Raw genomic sequence first — 20,091 nt, 5'->3', positions numbered from 1 at the left:
TGGTTGTGATGCAAAAGGGGAGTTTGAAGGTGGAAGGAATGAATTCCCAAACAGACGCTAATAAAGTCCTTCATGCACTGAACGAGGTGTGGGGAGTGCGGGAAGCGGAGGTTAACCTTAGCAGAAGTGAAGCTGTATTCAGCTTTAATGAGCAGGCAGCATCTTATCAGGATTTTGAACAGGCCATCATAGATTTGGGTTATCAGATTGTTCGCCAGTAAAATGGTTATGGAAATAAAGAGGGGGATAAGATGAGAATTTGTGAAGTTTGCGGGCAGGAAGAGGAAGTAGAAAATCCAGAAATGATCGTTATGAAATCTGCATTGATTCATGTGTGTGAGAACTGCCGTAATGACCGCCAAATTCAAATGATTGATGCAGAAAAGTGATTGGAGCAAATGAACTGTTGAATGTGGGGTATCAGACAGGTGGAATGTGCCATCCGCCAATTAGGAAGGCTGAACGTAAAAAATTCGGCCTCCCTAAATAGGAAGGGAGATTGAGATGAAGCCGATTGAGGTCAAATACAGTACTCTTCGTTTTGAAGACGGTCATTCGGAACAAACCGAGGATGTCATCGTTACAGAATACCCTGTCACCATAAAATTAAATGGACAAGAGCTTGTTACCATGGTGTGTACCCCCGAGTATATTGAGGACATGGTCATTGGCTATCTCGCATCAGAAGGAATCATTCGGTCAATGGAGGATATTTGCGACTTATGGGTGCAGGATAAGGACGGTTATGTCCATGTTAAAACCGTGAAAGCCAATCCCTACTCCCGCCACTTTCAAAGCAAACGGTATATTACCTCCTGCTGCGGGATGAGCAGGCAAGGTTTTGTGTTTGTCAATGATGCGATGACTGCTAAAAAAATAGATGGGATCCGGGTCAGGATAACCGTGGAGGATACCTTTAAATTAATGGAAGAAATGCAAGAGTCCGCAGAGGTTTTCCAAAAAACTGGCGGTGTCCATAATGCTGCTTTATGCGATAAGAACCAAATGATTATAAGCAGGATGGATATTGGCAGGCACAATGCCCTGGATAAAATTTATGGACACTGTTTAAGAAATAATTTGTCTATTCAGGATAAAATCATTGTGTTTAGTGGACGAATTTCGTCTGAAATTTTACTAAAAGTCGCAAAAATAGGCTGTGAAATGGTTGTTTCTAAATCTGCTCCCACAGAGCTTGCTCTCCAGCTTGCCAATCAGTTAGGGATCACTACCATCGGTTTTGTCCGTGGGCGTTCTTTAAATGTGTATACATATCCGGACAGAATTCTTTATAATTTTTAAAATGAAGATCGTTTCTGCATCATATTTTGTTATAATCATGTTTGATGCATATTTATAGAGAGGAAAGTTTAGGGAGAAGATTATGAATAAAAAAACGTATGTGCTCTGGGGGCTGGTGATCACCACCCTTATTTCGGCACTTGATGCCAATATCATGCAAACGGCAAGTCCAACGATTGTCAAACATCTGGGCGGCATGGAATTGTTTGCCTGGATTTTTGTTGTTTATATGCTGGCGAGCACTGTGACAGTGCCGCTTTTCGGGAAACTATCCGACATGTATGGACGAAAAAAATGGTTAATCATTGCTGTTGGTTTATTTACGATTGGCTCCATTCTTTGCGGTCTTGCAAACAGCATGACGGCTTTGGTTATTTTTCGGGGAGTGCAAGGACTAGGAGCAGGCGGGATGCTGCCGCTTTCGATGATTATTGTAGGAGATTTGTACACCATTGAAAAACGCGGGAAAATTCAAGCTGTTTTCAGCAGTATCTGGGCTATTTCGTCTATCGTTGGGCCTGTGTTAGGTTCTTTTTTTGTGGAAGCATTAACTTGGAGATGGATCTTTTTTATCAATATCCCCATTGGAATTGCCACCATACTTTGCTTACTGCCGTATAAGGAACGGACAGAATTTAAAAAGGCCTATATTGACTATAAAGGATTTTTGTTGTTCAGTCTGTCGATTTCCGCACTATTGCTCGCCACAAACGTGAGCCATCCTCTATGGTATATAGTAACTGGAGCTATAGGATTAGTAGTGTTTGCATTGGTAGAGAGGAAGGAAGCATCGCCATTTTTGCCAGTTTCTTTATTTAAAAATAAAGGAATCTTTAGAACGAATCTATTTATGTTAATTTACTGTTTGTCATTTTATGGGACTTCCAATTTTATTCCCTTGTACCTTCAAGAAGGGAGCCATATGAGTATATATAAAAGCGGCCTGATTTTGTTAAGCATTGCGCTAGGATGGATGTTTGGCAGTACACCTGCGGGCAGATGGATTATCCGTTTTGGGTATAAAAGGTTATTTATCATTGGAAGCTTTGTCACAGCCATATCTGGATTAGCCTTATTTTTATTTATTAAGGACTTATCTTATATGAATTTGTTTGCCATTTTGACCGTTCAGGGTTTTTCGTTTGGTTTATTATTCGCTGTCGGAACCATTGCCGCCCAAGAGTTTGCTGATACGGAAATCAAAGGGATTTCTACCTCTTTGCAGATGTTCTTAAGAAACATCGGTGCATCAGTTGGCGTAGCGGTTATGGGAGTAATAATAAACAAGGGCCCCACTATCGCGGCGGGTATGCAAAATGTATTCTTGTTTGCTTTGATTTTCAGTGTGGCGACGGTTTTATTGAGTTTCTTCATACCAGCCCAATCATCTTCGGTTAAAGAAGCGTAAGACAAAAAGGCAGCCTATCCCGTGCTGTTTACGCCTGCTAAAAAGAGTTTATTTTTCTCTGGATTGCAGATACTTTTCATAGAGGTGGTTAAAATGGAAAAATATCAGGCAAATGAAAGGAATCGCCAGGGAGAGACACTAGAAATAAGCTCAACCGGCTATGGGCTTGAATCGGTAAAAAAGGAAAACAAAGAAGAAGCGGAACAAAAAGAACACAAACCAAATTGTGGCGGTTTATAAAATGAAAAATCCTCACCTTGCAGATAAGGATGAGGATTTTTTCTCGATATACACCTTTGTTTAATAGTGCAGCGGTATTCTAGAAAAAATCATGAAATGTAAGCGCTTTAATTATTATCTAAATATAAAAAATAGTCAAAAAATATTGACATGTAACCGTTTCGGTGGTAATCTTATTAGCAATTAATCATGAAAATCTATGAAGAGAAGAGTAGGATTTGTTCATGTCCTAAGAGAGTCGGCGGCAGGTGGGAGCCGATGGCAGGGCTTTTCTGAAGATCATCTCTGAGATGTATGGCTGAAACTTGACAGTAAGCTATACCGGAAGGTCCCCCGTTATGAAGGAACATGTATCGAAGCTGGTACATCGATCGAGAGCTGCAGCTTTCTTCTTTTGCTGCAGAAGTAGGGTGGTAACGCGAGCCAACTCGTCCCTATATTTTAGGGGCGGGTTTTTTTATGGTTTTAAACGATTTTTCCCCTGTTGGGGAAAGGAACAGAATAAGGAGGGTACTAAAAGCGATGAGTCAACAGGTTGATAAACAAGTGTTAAATGTGGAGGATATCATTATTGCCAGTCACACGATTAAGGATGTTATTTCCCCTACACCTCTGCAATACAATCATTTATTATCGGAACGCTATGACTGTCATGTGTATTTGAAGCGGGAGGATATGCAAAGTGTCCGGTCCTTCAAAATTCGCGGAGCATATAATCGGATTAAGAAGCTGAGTCCGGAAGAGGTTCAAAGCGGGATTATTTGTGCGAGCGCCGGAAACCATGCACAAGGGGTTGCTTATTCCTGTCATCTGTTGAACATTCACGGGAAAATTTTCATGCCAAGTACGACACCAAAACAAAAGGTGAATCAGGTTAAATTTTGGGGAAAGGAAAATGTCGAGATTGTTTTAACGGGTGATACGTTTGATGATGCTTACGAAAAGGCGATGGAGTGCAGCCGTGAGGAACAGCGGACCTTCATTCATCCTTTTGATGATTTCGATGTTATTGCCGGTCAAGGGACAGTAGGAGTCGAATTGCTGAATGATTGTAACGAAATCGATTATTTATTTGGTGCAATTGGCGGCGGAGGATTAATGGCGGGTGTTGGGACCTATTTGAAGCATTATTCGCCAAACACCCAATTAATTGGTGTTGAGCCGGAGGGAGCTCCCGGAATGAAGGAATCCATTTCAAAAGGGGAGGTTACTACACTTACAACAATTGATCCCTTTGTAGACGGAGCAGCAGTGAAAACGGTTGGAAATAGGACGTTTGAGATCTGCAAGGAGATTATTGATGATATCGTGGTCGTGCCAGAAGGAAAAGTCTGCACGACGCTGTTGTCGTTATACAATGAAAATGCAATTGTGGTTGAGCCAACTGGAGCATTATCGATTGCAGCGCTCGATACATATGCTGAGCAAATCAAAGGGAAAACGGTTGTTTGTATCGTCAGCGGCGGGAACAATGATATTGGCAGAATGCAGGAAATCAAAGAACGGTCTAAGCTTTATGAAGGCCTGCAGCATTATTTTATTATCCAGTTCCCACAGCGTCCAGGGGCATTGCGGGAATTTTTGATGGAAGTGCTTGGCCCAAATGATGACATCAGCCATTTTGAATACACGAAAAAAAATAACCGTGAATCCGGACCGGCATTGGTCGGCATTGAATTAAAGGGTAAAGAAGATTATTTTCCATTGATGGAGCGGATTAAAACAAAAGGTTTCCCATACCGGGAAGTCAATAAAGACAGTACATTATTTCAAATGCTGGTCTAAAAGTACGGTGATGAAGACTTTTCCTTTTGGGGAGAGGTCTTTTTGTTTTCGCATTTTTTAGGACAGGAGAAAAGTGACCAAAAAGTATTTGAAAATCCTCCTAATTGTGAAAAATGCGGTATAATATTTTCTGTCCGCAAATTTTGTGATAAGATAGTTTTGCTTAATACCTTTAAATTTAGTATGTAATTTTAGATTCAATTCAGAAAGAGAGTGTTTATATGGGTCGTAAGTGGAATAATATTAAGGATAAAAAAGCGGAAAAAGATAAAAATACGAGCCGCATTTATGCGAAATTTGGCCGGGAAATTTATGTTGCTGCCAGACGCGGCGAGCCGGATCCAGAGACAAACCAAGCATTAAAGTTTGTTCTTGAACGGGCTAAAACATACAGTGTTCCAAGACATATCATTGACCGTGCAATTGAAAAAGCAAAAGGCGGGGCTGATGAAAACTTCGATGAACTTCGTTATGAAGGTTTCGGCCCGAATGGTTCCATGATTATCGTAGATGCCTTGACTAACAATGTCAATCGTACCGCATCTGAAGTTCGTGCCGCATTTGGCAAAAATGGCGGAAACATGGGTGTCAGCGGTTCTGTAGCATACATGTTTGATTCCACTGCAGTTATTGGTGTGGAAGGGAAAACAGAAGAAGCGGTACTTGAACTATTAATGGAAGCTGACGTGGATGTGCGTGATGTTGTCGAAGAAGACGATCAAGTTATCGTTTATGCTGAACCAGATCAGTTCCATGCGGTTCAAGAAGCCTTTAAAAATGCCGGCATTACCGAATTTACAGTTGCCGAATTAACAATGCTTGCACAAAATGAAATCGATCTGCCTGAAGACGTTGTTCCGAAATTTGAGAAGTTAATTGATGCGCTTGAAGAATTAGAAGATGTTCAACAAGTTTATCACAACGTTAATTTGGGAGAATAAGCAACTTTTAGAGGATGGATTCAATCAGAATTCATCCTTTGTTTTTATTTCCGTATAAACGATCCGTAATGTATGCGAATAATGAGGGAGGGATGGAAAATGATGGCTGTTCTAGAAAAAATGGCGTCTGGGTACATAGCTATATATGAAAGACCATTAAAGCATTCAGTAACTGAGGTATGGGGTGGATTGACACAAAATGATAAGCTGAAAATATGGATGTCCAATCTTGAAGTTGCTGAACTGAAACACGGGGGAACCGTTAAATTCAATTATAATGATGGTTCTGGTACATCGATTGATATGAAGATAACCGATTACGAGGAAAATTCCATTTTGGAATTTGAATGGGGTAAAAACCGTGTCCGTTTTGAATTAACTCCTGCATCAGATGGATGTATAATGGTAATGAAAGAGTTCATCACAGTATTCAATGAACATACGTCAAAAGATTTGGCAGGATGGCATGTTTGCCTGGATTTATTAACGAATTTGCTCAATGGCCAAACACCAGACTTTTCAATGGATGAATGGCAAAAATGGCATAAAAAATATAAAACTCTTTTAACAGAAGTAAGAGGTAGATAAATGGGCTCCATTAAACAGAAAAAGGAAGCGTCCAGTTTAGTTTGTGGGCTTCCTTTTTAATTATGCCCGTTTTCTGTCAGATAGAATAAAAATTGTAGCAATAATCGATAAAGAACCAATCCATTCCGCCAAACCAAATGAGACATGAAGCCAAGCAACCGCTAAAAATGCTGCCGATAATGGCTCAGCGCAAGCAAGCAAGCTTGCCTCTGAAGCTTTGATATAATTCAAACTTTCCATATAGCAGAAGAATGGTATTAACGTTCCAAATATGACAACAAACACAACGGCCAAGAAAGCTGGAATTGACCAGTCCCCTTGGAATTTCCAAGGCGGGTGGATGATGCTAAGTGCCAGACCGCCAATCAACATGCCCCAGCCCACTGTAACCAGTGAACCAAATTTAGATAAAAGGGCAGCGGGATAGAGTGTATAAAAAGCCAAGGCAAAGGCCGAAAGAATCCCCCATGTAAGCGCCGGAGCGGAGATGTTTAGAGTGTGAATATTTCCTTTGGTAACTAGTAAAAAGGTTCCAGCTAAAGCTAGAAAAATGGAAATGGTCTCATGTTTCGTGGGCAGATTTTTCGACTTGAAACTGAAATAACAGGCTATGATGACGGGTGCGAGATACTGGAGAATGGTGGCTGTGGCTGCATTTCCGTGTTCTATGGCAGCAAAATAGGTGTATTGAACACCAAGCATCCCAATCAAACCGAATGTAAGTAACTGTATTACATCATACTTATTTTTCCATACAGCCCCGATGTTTTGCCTTCCGGAAATATGGGCAAAGATAAGCATACCGATCCCAGCAAAAAGCAGCCTGACAGAAACCAGCCAGCCTGAGCTGAAGCCTTGATGGGTGAATAAGTACTGTGCGGCCGTACCGGAAACTCCCCATAAAATAGCTGCAATTAAAACGAAAATAACGCCCTTTGTCCTTTGGTAAGATAAGATTGCACCATGTGAATCCAAGAAAAAAACCTCCCTGAGCTGCCAATCGTTAGAAGTATTTAACCCCCAAATACAACAAAGATTATATCATTAATTATCAGAAAAATCATAAAAATATTTTACTACACTTCCTATTGAAGTTTAATAGGGAATCTCCTTTGTAATTAATTCATAATACGTTATACTGGCATTTTTTCCGTAAACCCAGTAGGATAAGGGAGTATATTTTTAGAAGGGTGAGGGAGAAATGCAAATCACAGATCTAGCTCGTGATGTATTGAAGCAATTGTTCAATAACAGCGAAGCTAAAAACGTTCGTGTCTATTTTGCAGGCTATGGCTGAAGTGAGCCAGAGTTAGGACTGGCTCTGGAAGAGCCGGCTAAAAATGATATAGTAGTAACGATTAATGAGATTCAAGTAGCAATTGAACCTGACATCGAATTTTATGTTGAGGGTCTTGTGCTGGATTTTGACCAGGACGGTCAAGGCCTCGTATTACTGGGAAATGATAGTGATTGCTGCTAAGTGATAGAAGGGGGTTTCGGGAAACCGAAACTCCTTTTTGCTGTATAATTACAATTGATATTATACTTGATAAATATGACAGAGGAAGGATGAGGACTATGTCTTTGAAAAGCGTAAAGGTCCATTTTCAACAATGGGGCCGGGAAAAAGAGATTATGCAATTTGATACTTTAAGTGCAACGGTGGATCAAGCAGCTGAAACAATCGGCGTCATTTCTGCCCGCATTGCTAAAACCTTATCGTTAAGGGGAGAAGATGATAAGGCGATATTAATTGTTGCAGCAGGTGATGCCAAAATTGATAATAAGAAATTTCGGCAGACATTTGGATTTAAGGCACGGATGCTGTCACCAGAAGAAGTCTTCGAACAGACCGGCCATCTAATTGGTGGTGTATGTCCGTTTGGTCTAAAAAACACCCTCGATGTTTATTTGGATGTGTCAATGAAACGGTTTCAGACTCTATTTCCAGCTTGCGGGAGCAATAATTCCGCTATTGAATTAACCTGCCAGGAAATTGAAGAATATTCCTTTGCTAAGCGATGGATTGATGTATGCAAGGACTGGGAAGATGCCGCTCACATGGAAGATGAAATAGCTAGCCATAACTAAATTCATAGAGGCATGGCAGAAGGCAATTATTTTCGATTGCAATTTATTTTTAGGAAAATTCCTGATAGCTCAATTGAATCCTATGGCTAGTATAATCAAAAGTATAAAATTAGTTCCATTAATGGTGCTAACTAAAGTGGGGAAAATGAATGATCGAGATTACTCCAAATTTGGATCCTTCCAGCAGGACTCCATTGTATATGCAACTGACGAATTATTTAAAATCAGAAATACTTCTGGGGAGAATAAAGCCGCAGGAAAAATTGCCATCAAAGCGGCATTTAGCGAATTACCTAAAGTTAAGCTTAAACACCATCCAGGCCGCATACGATCAATTGAATGCCGAGGGTTTTGTTGAAAGCAGGCCCCGCAAAGGACTATTTGTGGCCGCATTAGAAGAATTTTTCCAAATGGAGCCTGGTAACTTCAAAACAGAAAGTGCCAGTATTAAAAAGTGCGATCTAAAAATAGATTTTAATTCTGGCAGGGTAGATTTAACCCAGTTTCCCTATACGGCATGGAGGAAGTTAACCATTCAATCCCTTTATGAGGATCAAGCATCGGTCTTTTATAATGGAGATCCTCAGGGAGAATGGAATCTTCGTGAAGAAATAGCTAACTATCTATTTGCTTCGAGAGGAGTCAGATGCACGGCGGAACAAATTATTATCGGGGCAGGAACGCAGGTTCTCATGAACCTATTAGTTTTATTAATTGGCAAAGAACATGTGTATGGATTAGAAGAGCCAGGGTATCATCGGGTCCGGACCGTATTACACCACCATGGCGTGCCAACTGTCCCCATTCCATTGGATGAAGCAGGGATGGAAATGGGTGCGCTCAAAGAGAGTCCTGCAACAGTTGCCTATGTAACTCCATCCCATCAATTCCCTATGGGAATGGTCATGCCGATTGTACGGAGAATGGAACTCTTGAAATGGGCCGAGATAAAGGACGGGTATATTATTGAGGATGATTATGATGGAGAGTACCGTTATAAAGGAAAACCAATTCCTTCTTTGCAGGCACTTGATACATTGGGCAGGGTCGTTTATCTCGGGACTTTTTCTAAATCTTTAATTCCGTCCATCCGAATCAGCTATTTGGTCTTGCCGGCTAAACTGATCCAAACTTATCAGGATGGATTTGCCATTTATAAGCAGACTGTATCCCGCCTTCATCAAGAAACGTTATTTCGGTTTATGAACGAGGGATATTGGCAAAGTCATATAAATAAAATGAGAACACTTTACCGTAAAAAACATAAGTCACTATTGGCTGCTATTGATCGTTTATTAGGGGATCAGGTGGAGGTAATCGGTGAAAAATCAGGTCTGCATCTTGTTTTATCAGTAAAAAACAACATGTCTGAGGATCAGTTGATTCAGTCTGCAAAACGAGTGGGAGTTAAAGTATACCCATTGTCGATCTATTTTGCCACACCTCGGGAAGATCCATACCCAAAGGTAGTTATTGGTTTTGGCGGTTTATCCGAACGGGAACTGGAAGATGGAATAGAACTTTTAAAGAAAGCATGGGTAATTTAGCAAAAGGCATTAGGTTTTTAACCTAGTGCCTTATTTAATTAAGTTATGAAAGCAATTTGCCCATGTAGTACTCGTCAATTAACTGGTCATCAATGAATAAAGAGTGCCGTTTCACTCCTTCTATTTCAAAGCCTATTTTTTTATAAAGAACTACAGCGGCTTCATTATGGCACATAACAGTAAGTTCTAGCCTGTGAACTTGTCTGGCTTGAGCCCATGCTTCTAACTCAGCAAATAGTTGGCTGCCAATCCCTTTCCCTGTGTAGTCTTGGAGAATTCCAATCACAATATAGGCACTGTGCAATGCCCTTTTATGACGGTCACGAATGGCAAGGAGATAACCGACTAGTTTTCCATTTGTTTCACATACGAAGAGGACAGACCAATCTTGTTCCAAAATATCCTTAATTCTTTGTGTTTGCTGCTCAACTGTTGTTTTGCGTTCACCAGGCTCCAATAACATAAACTTTGTTTCCGTATCTAATTTTTTGCATAATTCTAGGTACTCCCCTGCATCGGAAACTCTTATTTTTCGAATAATCATTTTGCTTCCAGCTTTCCTCGGACAAATTTGCCAATTTCATCGATGGACTTCTGTCCTTCCGGAATGGCGAAGGATTGGAACACATGCCACATATCATCCCAGACTTTTAAGGATGCCTCACCGCCAGCAGCCCGGACCCTGTCGACGAGACGGACTGAATCACTGAGAAGAATTTCATCATTTCCGACGTGGACCAGCATGGGCGGCAAGCCGCTTAAATCAGCATAAATAGGGGATACAATAGGGTTTTTCGGGTCTAGATCCTGAATGTACAAAGCTGGTGCCGAACGGGTTTGCTCGGGTGTTAACCAGGGATCGGCGGCTGCGCGTGTTTCCATTGATTCACCTGTTCCGGCTAAATCCGTCCACGGGGATAAGAGAACAGCCAAGGCAGGCAAAGCCTCCCGCTCCTCTTTAAGGGTAAGAAGCGTCGAAACCGTTAAACCGCCTCCAGCGGAATCGCCGCCGAGTATTATTTTTTCGGGGGAAAAACCAGTGGATAGCAGCCAGCGGTACACGGTAACAGCGTCTTCAAGGGCTGCCGGATATGGATGTTCCGGAGCAAGACGGTATTCTGGAACTAACATCCTTGCGCCGGTGGCAGCAGATAATTTGGAAGCCAAATACCGATGGGTATTACAGCTGCCCATTATGTATGCTCCGCCATGCAAATATAAAAAAACCCGGTCATTTGCGGCATTTGGGGCTATAATCCATTCTGCCGACAGGCCTTTAAATAAAAATTTTTCGACTTTAATGTCATTGGCTACAGGATTTAATCCTGATAATGCTTCCAACCCTTGGCGGGCTGCAGCAATGTCCATGGCAGATGTAGCATTTCTATTCATGGATGCCTTTAATAATTGTTTTATCAAGATACTTTCTTGACTGGCCATGTTTCTATCTCCTCTCTATTTAGTGTTGTATAGGCATAATCATATATGTAATTCTATAGGGTTTGAGGAAATCCTTTGTTATTTTGCAGCAGTTCGATTTATTTTAATAAAAAAACCGCATCCTGAGGAGCGGCAGATTATCTTGGGGTTACAGGTTTAACGGAGATAGCAGGGGAGATGGTTGTCACAATGCAATTTTCTAGATGTTTGGGACTGAGCAGTCCCAGACTGAGAGCCGCTTTTATTTTTTGATCATCTGGCTTTTTGACAACTTGGATCAAGTCATTCATTTGGAGTTCCTCTAGCTTTTTCACGGTTTCTTCTTCGTTATATTTTTCTGTTTTCCTAATTTGCCTTTGAAGTTTGAAACCGCTAATGGTAATTTCGCCTTTTTGCTTCGTTCCTACTAAATTATTAAAATAATTTTGAAACGCATTTTTGAGTCCATCCATTTCGAGTTCAATTTCTTTTTTCTTCTTATTTAACTCATAATACTTAACAAGCATATCCCCAGTGATGATCTCCTGATCGTGCTTCATATTACCGCCTCCTTCTAGCGAACATATATTCTATGTTATGGGATTGTTTGATAAAGTATTCCTTCTTTTCGGTAACCTTTTGGAAGAACTGTTCGTCAATTTTCTTAAAGGCCGCCTGATTCCAATTTGTTCTATGGCGATTGATATGATCAAAAGATCCCATTAAAGAGGAATCATGTCTTAAATACTATAATTCTATGGATAGGAGTGGAGGAAATGAATCAAAAAAAGGCAGCATTATTGCTGATTGATTTACAGGTGGGACCGATTTATGGCGTGTATAAGAGGGAGGAAACGTTAACGGTCATTCAAAGTTTGATAAGGAAAGCCGAAGAGGAGCAGATCCCGATTTTTTACATTCAGCACGAAGAGCAGTCAGGAGGTTTTTTGGAAAGAGGGACACCCTTTTGGCAATTTGCGGAAGGAATTGAACCAAGAGATGGTGACTATGTCATACATAAACAAAGTACGGATTCCTTCTTTGAAACTCCGCTGCATCAGGAATTAACATCACTTGGGATTACTGATTTAGTAGTTGGAGGTGTCAGAACCGAGTACTGCGTCGACACAACATGCCGCAGAGCAGTAACCCTGGGCTACGATGTCATCCTAATTGCAGACGCTCATACAACAGCAGATGGAGCCATCCCAGCAGAACTCATCCTCCAACATCATAACCATAATTTAAGCACCGTAAAAACAATCGCCAATGACATCAAAGTCATGGCAAAAGCGGAACTGTCCTTCCATACTGTACAACGTTAAACAGCTGGGGGACAGTCCCCCGGCACTTTATAGCGTTAAATTGGGAAAATCTCAAAAGGCCCATCTAGGTTTTAGATGGGCTGTAATGATGTTGTTGTGGTCGGAAAGACAGGAATCGAACCTGCGACCCCCAGTACCCCATACTGGTGCTCTACCAAACTGAGCTACTTCCCGTAAATGGCATGTTTATAAATTTTTGCTTAGTTTTCTATAATTATACAAAATAACTATGTTTCCTTCAAGAATATATGCCTATATTTAGATTGGATTTTGATTGATGATTGACAAGGAATTTTACAGTTTATGTCGAAATATTGAAATATCCAGACTATTTATTGTTAAATCAGCATCAATACTAGTCGTAAACTATCATTTAAACTTTTTTGCAGGAGGACTCTTCATTGACTATTAAAAAAGCAACTCTTCATGATTTGGACCAAATAACAGAACTTTTTGATTTATACAGACAGTTTTATAAGCAAGAGTCTGACACAGCAGGTGCCAAAGAGTTTTTAAAACAGCGGATCTTGAACAAAGAATCGGTCATTTTTGCTGCTTTTGATGAGAATGAAGCGGTAGGGTTCGTTCAACTGTATCCATCCTTTTCATCCGTCAACATGCAGCGTTCGTGGATTTTAAATGACCTTTATGTAAAAAAACACGCACGAGGTAAAAAATTGGGGGAGAAATTAATCAAACAGTCGATCGAATTTGCCAAAGAACATGATGCCAAAGGAATTTTGCTTGAAACGGCAGAAGACAATCATCCAGCCCAAAGTCTATATGAAAAAATGGGATTTAAAAAAGAAAACCACTACTTTTATTATTTTTCTTTATAAATATTCCTGGTGCGTTTGGAGAAAAAGGATGGCTGGAGAAATGGCTATGTTAAAGACTGTCAGACTACATTAATAGAAAATTCAATCAATTAAAACCCAGAAGATGTTGAAATTCACAGATAAAGGTGGCGGAGCTATGAATGTTCTTGATCCAATCCGTTTGGAGTTTTATTGCCCGGCCTATAAACAGCAGATGGAAAATTATATTTTGCCGGAGGATCAAGCTCAATTTTCAGCAAAACCTTTAGATGCATTAGCTGCATGTGACGAGGATGATGAGCGGTTTCCTGTTATGATCCTCTCTGATCATTCACTTGCTGGTTTCTTCGTACTGCATGAATCGGGAGGAGTAAAAGACTACTATAATAATAAGAAAGCTTTATTATTAAGAGCTTATTCGGTTAATCCTTCGTTTCAGGGAAAAGGAATCGCCCAGCAGTCATTGAAAATGCTGCCAGCCTTTGTTAGAACCCAATTCCCAGATAAAACTGAAGTAATCTTGTGCGTCAATGTAAAAAATACATTAGCTCAGCATGTGTATAAAAAATCAGGGTTTGAGGACAGGGGCCTGAGAGTAATGGGAACAAAAGGGGAAATGTTCGTATACCATATGAATTTGTAAGTTTAAAAATACCTTATAGTCAAAGGTTTTTAGAGCTGGTGTTTCCATCAGCTCTTTTTGGTCTTATGTAAAAATAAGAAACGAAGGAGGGAGATCAATCAAAAAAAGAAAGCGGCTTTTAGCCACTTTCAAAAAGAAGGAAAAACTAAATGGGTTACTACAATCTATGTTGGGGCTTGTTCAAACATGTAGTAAACTTGTCCCGTTTCCAAAAAATAGGTTTAACCCATTTTTTGGATTAGTTCAATAGAATTGTTTTTGGGAGAGTTCACCAAAGGAGAGACTTCATATGCTTCCATTAGAGCTGGGTCTAATGGAACTAACAACTTTTGTAAAATGTCGATATCATTTATCGCAGGATTTAACCAGGTATTTTCATCTTCAGGTTTTAAAATAACAGGCATCCGGTCATGAATTTCCGCCATTAACTCATTTGGGGAAGTTGTTACAACTGAACAGGAAAAAATGGATTCGCCACTGGGAGATTTCCAATGCTCCCATAATCCTGCCATGCCGAATAATTCTCCCGATTTCAGTTTAATTCGCATGGGCGTTTTTGTTTTGTCAGCATACCGCTTCCATTCATAGAAGCTATCGGCAATGATTAAACATCTCTTTTTTCGATAGGCTTGTTGGAAACTTGGTTTTTCTGCCAAGGTCTCTGCTCTGGCATTGGTCAGTTTGTTCCCAATAGCAGGGGCTTTTGCCCAAGAGGGAATCAGCCCCCATTTTAAAAATCCCATTCGGTTTGACTGGCCGTCGTTTATGATGGCTAATACGGACTGAGATGGGGCAATATTGTAGCTTGGAAGATACTTCTCTTCATCCAGAAAAGCTTGTATGTCAAACCGATCAATAAGTTCATCCACCGTTGCAGTTAATGTAAATCGTCCGCACATCCCGTTCACCTCATCCTAAGATAATTCCATTGTAGCAAAAAAATACCCCCCTATTCAAAAAGCGCCTGTGGTTTTTAAGGAAAAATCAACATTTTGAAACCTTTTTATCCAGGTCCGCGTAGTAACAGTATAAAATGCAGCCTAATCGGTTTCATTTTATGATTTCCCTTAGTGGCCACTGAGGAAAAACAAAACTTTGAGTAAGCGCCATTTTTGGACCTACACTTAATAGACGTATTAGGGGCTCTGTTTTGACTTTTATTTATAGGTGAATATATTACTATTTTTGCTGAAGGGGGAAATGACTTGGAGATATGGCAGCAAGTGATGGAGACATATGCATCATTCTTTGATTGGGGGATGTGGGCGGAGGTATTATCCGATCCTGTATCTTGGGGATACATAGGCACATTGGTGATTCTGGAGGGGCTGCTATCCGCAGATAATGCCTTAGTACTGGCCGTCATGGTTAAACATTTGCCGCTGGACCAGCGAAAAAAAGCGCTGACGTATGGTTTGTTTGGCGCATATATTTTCCGATTTATCTTTATCGGTCTTGGCATGCTGCTGATAAAATTCTGGTGGATCAAGGTGCTTGGGGCCGCATACCTTGCTTGGCTTGTAGTTAAGCATTTTTGGTTAGGAGAGAAAGAAGAGGATGGCGAGGGGATTAAGAAGGATGGCTGGCTGATTCGGACATTTGGCGTGTTTTGGGGCACCGTTATCTCGGTCGAGCTAATGGATCTTGCCTTCTCAGCCGATAGTATTTTAGCGGCATTTGCGGTTTCTGAACAGGTTTGGATTCTTCTAATAGGGGGCTTGCTGGGCATTCTCATGATGCGTACAGTTGCCAAGCTGTTCCTGGTATTAATTGATAAAATACCTGAACTGGAGAATACCGCATTTATTCTAATTGCAATCATTGCTGTAAAAATGTTTGCCAGTGTGTTCGGGATTCACGTCGATCACATCGTCTTTTTTGGCATTTTAATTTTGGCTTTCCTTGCTACCTTTATCGTTCATTATCGTAACGAAAAAAAGAAGTCACATTCTGAAGCTGCAACAGGAAAAGAGAAGTAAAATCCATTAAAAAGCCTTATCCGGAATAGATGATCCGGATAAGGCTTTTAACTTTCATTTAATGGGAACGGCGGGCAAAATCTACAAACCTAAATTTATCCGGACGATGTCTAGATTCGGTATATTGAAAAAGGCTGGCGTCATCTAAATAAACATGGCTTTTGATGACCACTACATTGTGGTATCCTTCAAGGTCCAGGAGGGAACGATCCTCATCGGTCGGCTCCTCGACAACAATTTCTTTTTTGGCAAAACTGATGGTCAAGTTTAATTCATTTTCAAGGTAGCTGTAGATAGAGTCTTCGCTGATTTCTGTTGTTATTTCCGGGACGAACTTTTTATTTAAATAATCTTTATCAAGAATAATTTTTTCGCCGCCGATTTCCCTCGTCCGGATAACTTTCCATACTTGGTCCTTGAGGGTTAGCTGCAGCTGATTTCTGATAAAATGGTCAGGTTTGATTAAGGAAAGTTCATTGACAATCGTCCGATGGCTTCTGTTCAATTTATCAGCCAATTCTTTAAAGCTGACAAGACCAGAGATAGGGAAGTCAAACTTATTGATGTCAATGACAATAGAACCTTTTCCTCGAACTTTTTGTATATAACCATGTTGTGAAAGTAAGTTCAACGCTTTTCGAATGGTTTCCCGTGATGTGTCAAACTGTTCCGCCAGCTCATTTTCAGAAGGTAAAAGCGTCCTGGGCAATATTTGACCGCTTTTCATTTGCTCAACAAGGGTATTGTAAATGGTTAAATACTTAGTGGTCATTAAAAGGCATCTCCGTTACTTGTTCAAATAATAAACAATTGATTCATACGGACGCAGCTGGATTTTCCGTTTAAGCGGTGCTGAATCCTTATAATTAGAGAGTAACACCTTCACCTCATAACCATCAAGCGTAAACTGAGCTGGGAGGGCCATAGTCTTTTCACTGCCATAAAAATTGCTAACCACCAGCAATTTCTCCACACCGCTATTTCTCACATAAGCAAACACTTGTTCATCGTCTTCTAATAAAACTTCATATTTGCCATCTGTAATGATGGAATATTCCTTTCTCAGCCGAATTAGTTTTTGATAATGATAAAAAATGGAATCTTCATCCTTAAGTGCCCGTTCCACATTGATTTCCCCATAATTTGAGGCAATTGGGATCCATGGCGTCCCAGTTGTAAACCCAGCTTCTTTGCCTGAGGTCCACTGAACGGGAGTGCGTGAGTTGTCACGGGATTTTTGCTTTAAAATATCAAGAATGTCAGATTCCTCCAGCCCATTATTTTTAAATAGGTTATACATATTGAGGGACTCTACATCACGGTATTCATCAATGGATTCAAATTTGGGATTGGTCATCCCGATTTCTTCCCCCTGATAAACAAACGGGGTGCCTTGCATCATATGCAGGGTTGTAGCCAGCATTTTTCCTGATTCTTTGTGATATTTTTGATCATCTCCAAATCTGGACAAATGCCGAGGCTGGTCGTGATTGCTCAAGAATATGGCATTCCAGCCGCCGCCACGATTCATTTCTATCTGCCATTGTGACATGATTTTTTTAAGAGCGAGAAAATCAAAATCGGCTTTGACCCACTTTTTACCATTTGGGTAATCTACCTTTAGATGATGGAAACTAAAAATCATATTTAATTCCTGACGTTCAGGATTGGTATAGTTAATACAGTTTTCAATCGTGGTAGAAGACATTTCTCCAACCGTCATGATGTCATATTTAGAAAAGACCTTTTCATTCATTTCATGCAAGAATTCATGAATTCTTGGACCATCTGTATAAAATTTCCTTCCATCCGATTCATCCTGTGGGAATTGTTGATTTTTAGAAATCAAGTTGATGACATCTAATCTGAAACCATCAACGCCTTTCTTTAACCAAAAATGCATCATCGCGTAGAGGGATTCCCGCACTTTCTCGTTTTCCCAATTTAGGTCTGCTTGGGTCACATCAAATAAATGGAGGTAATATTGGCCTGTAGTTTCATCATATTGCCAAGCCGAACCTCCAAACTTGGATTCCCAGTTGGTAGGGGGCCCGCCGTTTTTTCCGTCCTTCCATATGTAGAAATCCCGAAATGGATTATCTTTAGAAGAGCGGGCTTGTTTAAACCATTCATGTTCTGTGGAGGTATGGTTGATGACAATATCCATAATAATCTTTAACCCGCGCTTATGGGCTTCTTTAACCATTTGTTCAAAATCATCCATCGTTCCGTATTCTTCATAAATTTTATAATAATCACTAATGTCATACCCATTATCCCGCTGGGGGGATTGATAAATGGGAGTAAGCCATATGACATCGACACCGAGTTCCTTCAAGTAATCCAGCTTTTTTGTTATGCCCTGAAGATCTCCGGTTCCAGAGCCAGTTGTGTCATAAAAACTTTTTGGATAAATTTGATATACTACTGCGTTTTTCCACCATGCTGCTGTCATAGCAAAACACCTGCCTATTTATGAAATTCTAATGGGGAAAAGGAGGGAGACGGTCCCCCTCCTTAATGGAGTCAATATTACTTTTTAAATGGTAACTTCTTTAAACCCGTTTTTGCAAAAATAATGGTTAAGAAGAATGGAACCACAATAGCAATGACCATGCAGATTGCAAACATCAGCATATGCTTCGGCTGAATCGACAGGATACCTGGCAGTCCGCCGACACCGATGGAGTTAGCCATTACGTCACTGCCTACAGATACAACGGCTGCAATCATCGATCCAATCATCGCTGCCAGGAATGGGAAGCCGTATTTTAAGTTGATTCCGAACATTGCTGGTTCGGTCACCCCTAGGTAACAAGATATGGCTGCAGGGATGGAGACTTGTTTTTCTTCTTCATTTTTGCGGTTAACATAAATCATCGCAAGAACTGCTGAACCTTGAGCAATATTTGAAAGGGCAATCATCGGCCATAGATTTGTGCCGCCTAACTCACTCATTAATTGAAGGTCAATCGCATTTGTCATATGGTGCAATCCGGTAATAACGAGTGGAGCATAAGCGAAACCAAAAATAGCTGCAAATAACCAACCGAATGCCGATGTTAAGCTTGAATAAACCACATCAGAAATCCAAGAACCAATCGTCCAGCCGATAGGACCTAAGATTGTGTGAGCGATTAATACAGTTGGTACTAATGACAAAAATGGCACAACAATCATTGAAATCGAATTTGGAACTACTTTGCGTAGCCTGGTTTCTAGAAAGGCTAATACGAGTCCGGCTAAAATTGCTGGAATGACTTGAGCCTGGTAACCAATCATTTCGATTTTAGCGAAACCAAAATCCCAAACAGGAATATCTTTAGCGCCAGCGACCGCATAGGCGTTTAGCAACTGTGGTGATACAAGTGTAATGCCTAAAACAATCCCGAGAATTTGCGAAGCACCCATTTTCTTGGCAACCGACCAGGTAATGCCGACTGGAAGGAAGTGGAATACTGCTTCGCCGATTAACCATAGAAACGAATGGACACCAGCCCAGAATTGAGAGACTTCAACAATCGTTTTCGTTCCGCCATCGAGCAGCTTAATGTCACCGATTACATTTCGAAAGCCGAGAATTAAACCGCCGACAACAAGCGCCGGAATTAGCGGAGTGAAGATATCAGCAAGGTGGGCCATCACACGCTGCAGCCAGTTCATGTTTTGTTTAGCTGCCACTTTTGCTTCTTCCTTAGTGGTGCCGTCCACTCCTGCAGCCTTGGTAAAATCGTTATAAAAGCTGGCCACTTCATTTCCGATGATGACTTGGAATTGTCCTGCCTGTGTAAAAGTCCCTTTTACAAGCTTCATAGCTTCTATTTTTTTGATATCAGCTTTATTTGGATCCTTTAAAACAAAGCGCATCCTTGTAGAACAATGAGTAACGGCAGCAATATTGTCATTGCCGCCAATATGTTCTAAAAGTTCTTTTGCCGGCTCTGTGTACTTTGACATGTTTTTTCCCCCTTAAATGGTCAATGCACCCATTTTTATTTTGCAAGT

At 40.6% G+C, this 20,091-nt stretch carries 22 protein-coding genes, 1 tRNA gene and 1 other annotated feature; of the genes, 14 read left to right on the top strand and 9 right to left on the bottom strand.

Annotated features, from left to right (window positions below; translation table 11 throughout):
* The first annotated feature begins 8 nt into the window (after positions 1–8).
* The 8 genes from NFS43_RS06695 to NFS43_RS06660 all read left to right on the top strand — a co-directional run bounded on the left by NFS43_RS06695 (position 9) and on the right by NFS43_RS06660 (position 6,264).
* A complete protein-coding gene (locus NFS43_RS06695) occupies positions 9–221 on the top strand; it encodes a heavy-metal-associated domain-containing protein (RefSeq protein WP_251550852.1) in 213 nt (70 codons plus the stop codon).
* A gap of 30 nt (positions 222–251) precedes the next feature.
* A complete protein-coding gene (locus NFS43_RS06690; RefSeq protein ID WP_251550737.1) occupies positions 252–389 on the top strand; it encodes a hypothetical protein in 138 nt (45 codons plus the stop codon).
* Between the two features lie 115 nt (positions 390–504).
* Positions 505–1,302, top strand: a complete 798-nt coding sequence (gene fdhD, locus NFS43_RS06685) for a formate dehydrogenase accessory sulfurtransferase FdhD (protein WP_251550735.1) — start codon at positions 505–507, stop codon at positions 1,300–1,302.
* An 82-nt stretch (positions 1,303–1,384) separates the two neighbouring features.
* Positions 1,385–2,710 (top strand): MDR family MFS transporter, encoded by a 1,326-nt coding sequence (locus NFS43_RS06680; protein ID WP_251550733.1) that lies wholly within the window; start codon positions 1,385–1,387, stop codon positions 2,708–2,710.
* A 93-nt stretch (positions 2,711–2,803) separates the two neighbouring features.
* Positions 2,804–2,950: a hypothetical protein gene (locus NFS43_RS06675; protein ID WP_251550731.1), complete on the top strand. Its 147-nt coding sequence runs from the start codon at positions 2,804–2,806 to the stop codon at positions 2,948–2,950.
* A gap of 190 nt (positions 2,951–3,140) precedes the next feature.
* Positions 3,141–3,389, top strand: a binding site (T-box leader).
* Positions 3,390–3,472: 83 nt separating this feature from the next.
* Positions 3,473–4,735 carry a threonine ammonia-lyase IlvA gene (ilvA, locus tag NFS43_RS06670; protein WP_251550730.1) on the top strand — a complete coding sequence of 421 codons (1,263 nt, stop codon included), beginning with the start codon at positions 3,473–3,475 and terminating at the stop codon, positions 4,733–4,735.
* 221 nt (positions 4,736–4,956) lie between these two features.
* Positions 4,957–5,676 carry a YebC/PmpR family DNA-binding transcriptional regulator gene (locus tag NFS43_RS06665; RefSeq protein ID WP_251550728.1) on the top strand — a complete coding sequence of 240 codons (720 nt, stop codon included), beginning with the start codon at positions 4,957–4,959 and terminating at the stop codon, positions 5,674–5,676.
* 102 nt (positions 5,677–5,778) lie between these two features.
* Positions 5,779–6,264 carry an SRPBCC family protein gene (locus NFS43_RS06660; RefSeq protein ID WP_251550726.1) on the top strand — a complete coding sequence of 162 codons (486 nt, stop codon included), beginning with the start codon at positions 5,779–5,781 and terminating at the stop codon, positions 6,262–6,264.
* 60 nt (positions 6,265–6,324) lie between these two features.
* On the opposite strand, the gene NFS43_RS06655 is transcribed toward NFS43_RS06660, so the two are convergent.
* The gene (locus NFS43_RS06655) at positions 6,325–7,239 is read right to left on the bottom strand and encodes a DMT family transporter (protein WP_251550724.1); all 915 of its coding nucleotides are present in this window, start codon (positions 7,237–7,239) and stop codon (positions 6,325–6,327) included.
* Between the two features lie 603 nt (positions 7,240–7,842).
* Here NFS43_RS06655 and NFS43_RS06650 point away from each other — a divergent pair.
* Entirely contained in the window at positions 7,843–8,355 is a 513-nt protein-coding gene (locus NFS43_RS06650; protein WP_251550722.1) for a YbaK/EbsC family protein, read from the top strand.
* 149 nt (positions 8,356–8,504) lie between these two features.
* On the top strand, positions 8,505–9,902 hold the full coding sequence (pdxR, locus tag NFS43_RS06645; protein WP_251550720.1) for a MocR-like pyridoxine biosynthesis transcription factor PdxR: 1,398 nt from the start codon (positions 8,505–8,507) through the stop codon (positions 9,900–9,902).
* Between the two features lie 43 nt (positions 9,903–9,945).
* On the opposite strand, the gene NFS43_RS06640 is transcribed toward pdxR, so the two are convergent.
* From NFS43_RS06640 to NFS43_RS06630, 3 genes are all read right to left on the bottom strand, one after another.
* Positions 9,946–10,443, bottom strand: a complete 498-nt coding sequence (locus tag NFS43_RS06640; RefSeq protein ID WP_251550850.1) for a GNAT family N-acetyltransferase — start codon at positions 10,441–10,443, stop codon at positions 9,946–9,948.
* Entirely contained in the window at positions 10,443–11,342 is a 900-nt protein-coding gene (locus tag NFS43_RS06635; protein ID WP_251550710.1) for an alpha/beta hydrolase, read from the bottom strand. The genes NFS43_RS06640 and NFS43_RS06635 overlap by 1 nt, the downstream gene beginning before the upstream one ends.
* Before the next feature lie 137 nt (positions 11,343–11,479).
* A complete protein-coding gene (locus tag NFS43_RS06630) occupies positions 11,480–11,881 on the bottom strand; it encodes a hypothetical protein (RefSeq protein WP_251550708.1) in 402 nt (133 codons plus the stop codon).
* Positions 11,882–12,097: 216 nt separating this feature from the next.
* On the opposite strand from NFS43_RS06630, the gene NFS43_RS06625 reads away from it, so the two are divergent.
* The gene (locus tag NFS43_RS06625) at positions 12,098–12,646 is read left to right on the top strand and encodes a cysteine hydrolase family protein (RefSeq protein WP_251550706.1); all 549 of its coding nucleotides are present in this window, start codon (positions 12,098–12,100) and stop codon (positions 12,644–12,646) included.
* A 97-nt stretch (positions 12,647–12,743) separates the two neighbouring features.
* Here NFS43_RS06625 and NFS43_RS06620 read toward each other — a convergent pair.
* Positions 12,744–12,820, bottom strand: a tRNA-Pro gene (locus NFS43_RS06620).
* Positions 12,821–13,047: 227 nt separating this feature from the next.
* Here NFS43_RS06620 and NFS43_RS06615 point away from each other — a divergent pair.
* Positions 13,048–13,485 (top strand): GNAT family N-acetyltransferase, encoded by a 438-nt coding sequence (locus NFS43_RS06615; protein WP_251550704.1) that lies wholly within the window; start codon positions 13,048–13,050, stop codon positions 13,483–13,485.
* Between the two features lie 136 nt (positions 13,486–13,621).
* A complete protein-coding gene (locus tag NFS43_RS06610) occupies positions 13,622–14,107 on the top strand; it encodes a GNAT family N-acetyltransferase (RefSeq protein ID WP_251550702.1) in 486 nt (161 codons plus the stop codon).
* Between the two features lie 221 nt (positions 14,108–14,328).
* Here NFS43_RS06610 and NFS43_RS06605 read toward each other — a convergent pair whose 3' ends face one another.
* Positions 14,329–15,006: an SOS response-associated peptidase gene (locus tag NFS43_RS06605; RefSeq protein WP_251550700.1), complete on the bottom strand. Its 678-nt coding sequence runs from the start codon at positions 15,004–15,006 to the stop codon at positions 14,329–14,331.
* A 306-nt stretch (positions 15,007–15,312) separates the two neighbouring features.
* Here NFS43_RS06605 and NFS43_RS06600 point away from each other — a divergent pair, with 306 nt between their 5' ends.
* Positions 15,313–16,086: a TerC family protein gene (locus NFS43_RS06600; RefSeq protein ID WP_420910299.1), complete on the top strand. Its 774-nt coding sequence runs from the start codon at positions 15,313–15,315 to the stop codon at positions 16,084–16,086.
* 58 nt (positions 16,087–16,144) lie between these two features.
* On the opposite strand, the gene treR is transcribed toward NFS43_RS06600, so the two are convergent.
* The 3 genes from treR to treP form a co-directional block, all read right to left on the bottom strand.
* The gene (treR, locus tag NFS43_RS06595; RefSeq protein WP_251550698.1) at positions 16,145–16,858 is read right to left on the bottom strand and encodes a trehalose operon repressor; all 714 of its coding nucleotides are present in this window, start codon (positions 16,856–16,858) and stop codon (positions 16,145–16,147) included.
* A gap of 15 nt (positions 16,859–16,873) precedes the next feature.
* Positions 16,874–18,541: an alpha,alpha-phosphotrehalase gene (treC, locus tag NFS43_RS06590; protein ID WP_251550696.1), complete on the bottom strand. Its 1,668-nt coding sequence runs from the start codon at positions 18,539–18,541 to the stop codon at positions 16,874–16,876.
* Positions 18,542–18,618: 77 nt separating this feature from the next.
* The gene (gene treP / locus NFS43_RS06585) at positions 18,619–20,043 is read right to left on the bottom strand and encodes a PTS system trehalose-specific EIIBC component (protein WP_251550694.1); all 1,425 of its coding nucleotides are present in this window, start codon (positions 20,041–20,043) and stop codon (positions 18,619–18,621) included.
* Positions 20,044–20,091 lie beyond the last annotated feature (48 nt).

The sequence above is a fragment of the Neobacillus muris genome, from assembly GCF_943193175.1.
Lineage (GTDB): Bacteria > Bacillota > Bacilli > Bacillales > Cytobacillaceae > Neobacillus > Neobacillus muris.
This window is presented reverse-complemented; position numbering and strand designations above follow the sequence as displayed.

What these genes read in the sequence shown, in the direction of transcription:
- NFS43_RS06695 (WP_251550852.1), top strand. Translation starts at nt 9, where the DNA reads ATGCAAAAGGGGAGTTTGAAGGTGGAAGGAATGAATTCCCAAACAGAC.
- NFS43_RS06690 (WP_251550737.1), top strand. Translation starts at nt 252, where the DNA reads ATGAGAATTTGTGAAGTTTGCGGGCAGGAAGAGGAAGTAGAAAATCCA.
- fdhD (WP_251550735.1), top strand. Translation starts at nt 505, where the DNA reads ATGAAGCCGATTGAGGTCAAATACAGTACTCTTCGTTTTGAAGACGGT.
- NFS43_RS06680 (WP_251550733.1), top strand. Translation starts at nt 1,385, where the DNA reads ATGAATAAAAAAACGTATGTGCTCTGGGGGCTGGTGATCACCACCCTT.
- NFS43_RS06675 (WP_251550731.1), top strand. Translation starts at nt 2,804, where the DNA reads ATGGAAAAATATCAGGCAAATGAAAGGAATCGCCAGGGAGAGACACTA.
- ilvA (WP_251550730.1), top strand. Translation starts at nt 3,473, where the DNA reads ATGAGTCAACAGGTTGATAAACAAGTGTTAAATGTGGAGGATATCATT.
- NFS43_RS06665 (WP_251550728.1), top strand. Translation starts at nt 4,957, where the DNA reads ATGGGTCGTAAGTGGAATAATATTAAGGATAAAAAAGCGGAAAAAGAT.
- NFS43_RS06660 (WP_251550726.1), top strand. Translation starts at nt 5,779, where the DNA reads ATGGCTGTTCTAGAAAAAATGGCGTCTGGGTACATAGCTATATATGAA.
- NFS43_RS06650 (WP_251550722.1), top strand. Translation starts at nt 7,843, where the DNA reads ATGTCTTTGAAAAGCGTAAAGGTCCATTTTCAACAATGGGGCCGGGAA.
- pdxR (WP_251550720.1), top strand. Translation starts at nt 8,505, where the DNA reads ATGATCGAGATTACTCCAAATTTGGATCCTTCCAGCAGGACTCCATTG.
- NFS43_RS06635 (WP_251550710.1), bottom strand. Translation starts at nt 11,342, where the DNA reads ATGGCCAGTCAAGAAAGTATCTTGATAAAACAATTATTAAAGGCATCC.
- NFS43_RS06630 (WP_251550708.1), bottom strand. Translation starts at nt 11,881, where the DNA reads ATGAAGCACGATCAGGAGATCATCACTGGGGATATGCTTGTTAAGTAT.
- NFS43_RS06625 (WP_251550706.1), top strand. Translation starts at nt 12,098, where the DNA reads ATGAATCAAAAAAAGGCAGCATTATTGCTGATTGATTTACAGGTGGGA.
- NFS43_RS06610 (WP_251550702.1), top strand. Translation starts at nt 13,622, where the DNA reads ATGAATGTTCTTGATCCAATCCGTTTGGAGTTTTATTGCCCGGCCTAT.
- NFS43_RS06605 (WP_251550700.1), bottom strand. Translation starts at nt 15,006, where the DNA reads ATGTGCGGACGATTTACATTAACTGCAACGGTGGATGAACTTATTGAT.
- treR (WP_251550698.1), bottom strand. Translation starts at nt 16,858, where the DNA reads ATGACCACTAAGTATTTAACCATTTACAATACCCTTGTTGAGCAAATG.
- treC (WP_251550696.1), bottom strand. Translation starts at nt 18,541, where the DNA reads ATGACAGCAGCATGGTGGAAAAACGCAGTAGTATATCAAATTTATCCA.
- treP (WP_251550694.1), bottom strand. Translation starts at nt 20,043, where the DNA reads ATGTCAAAGTACACAGAGCCGGCAAAAGAACTTTTAGAACATATTGGC.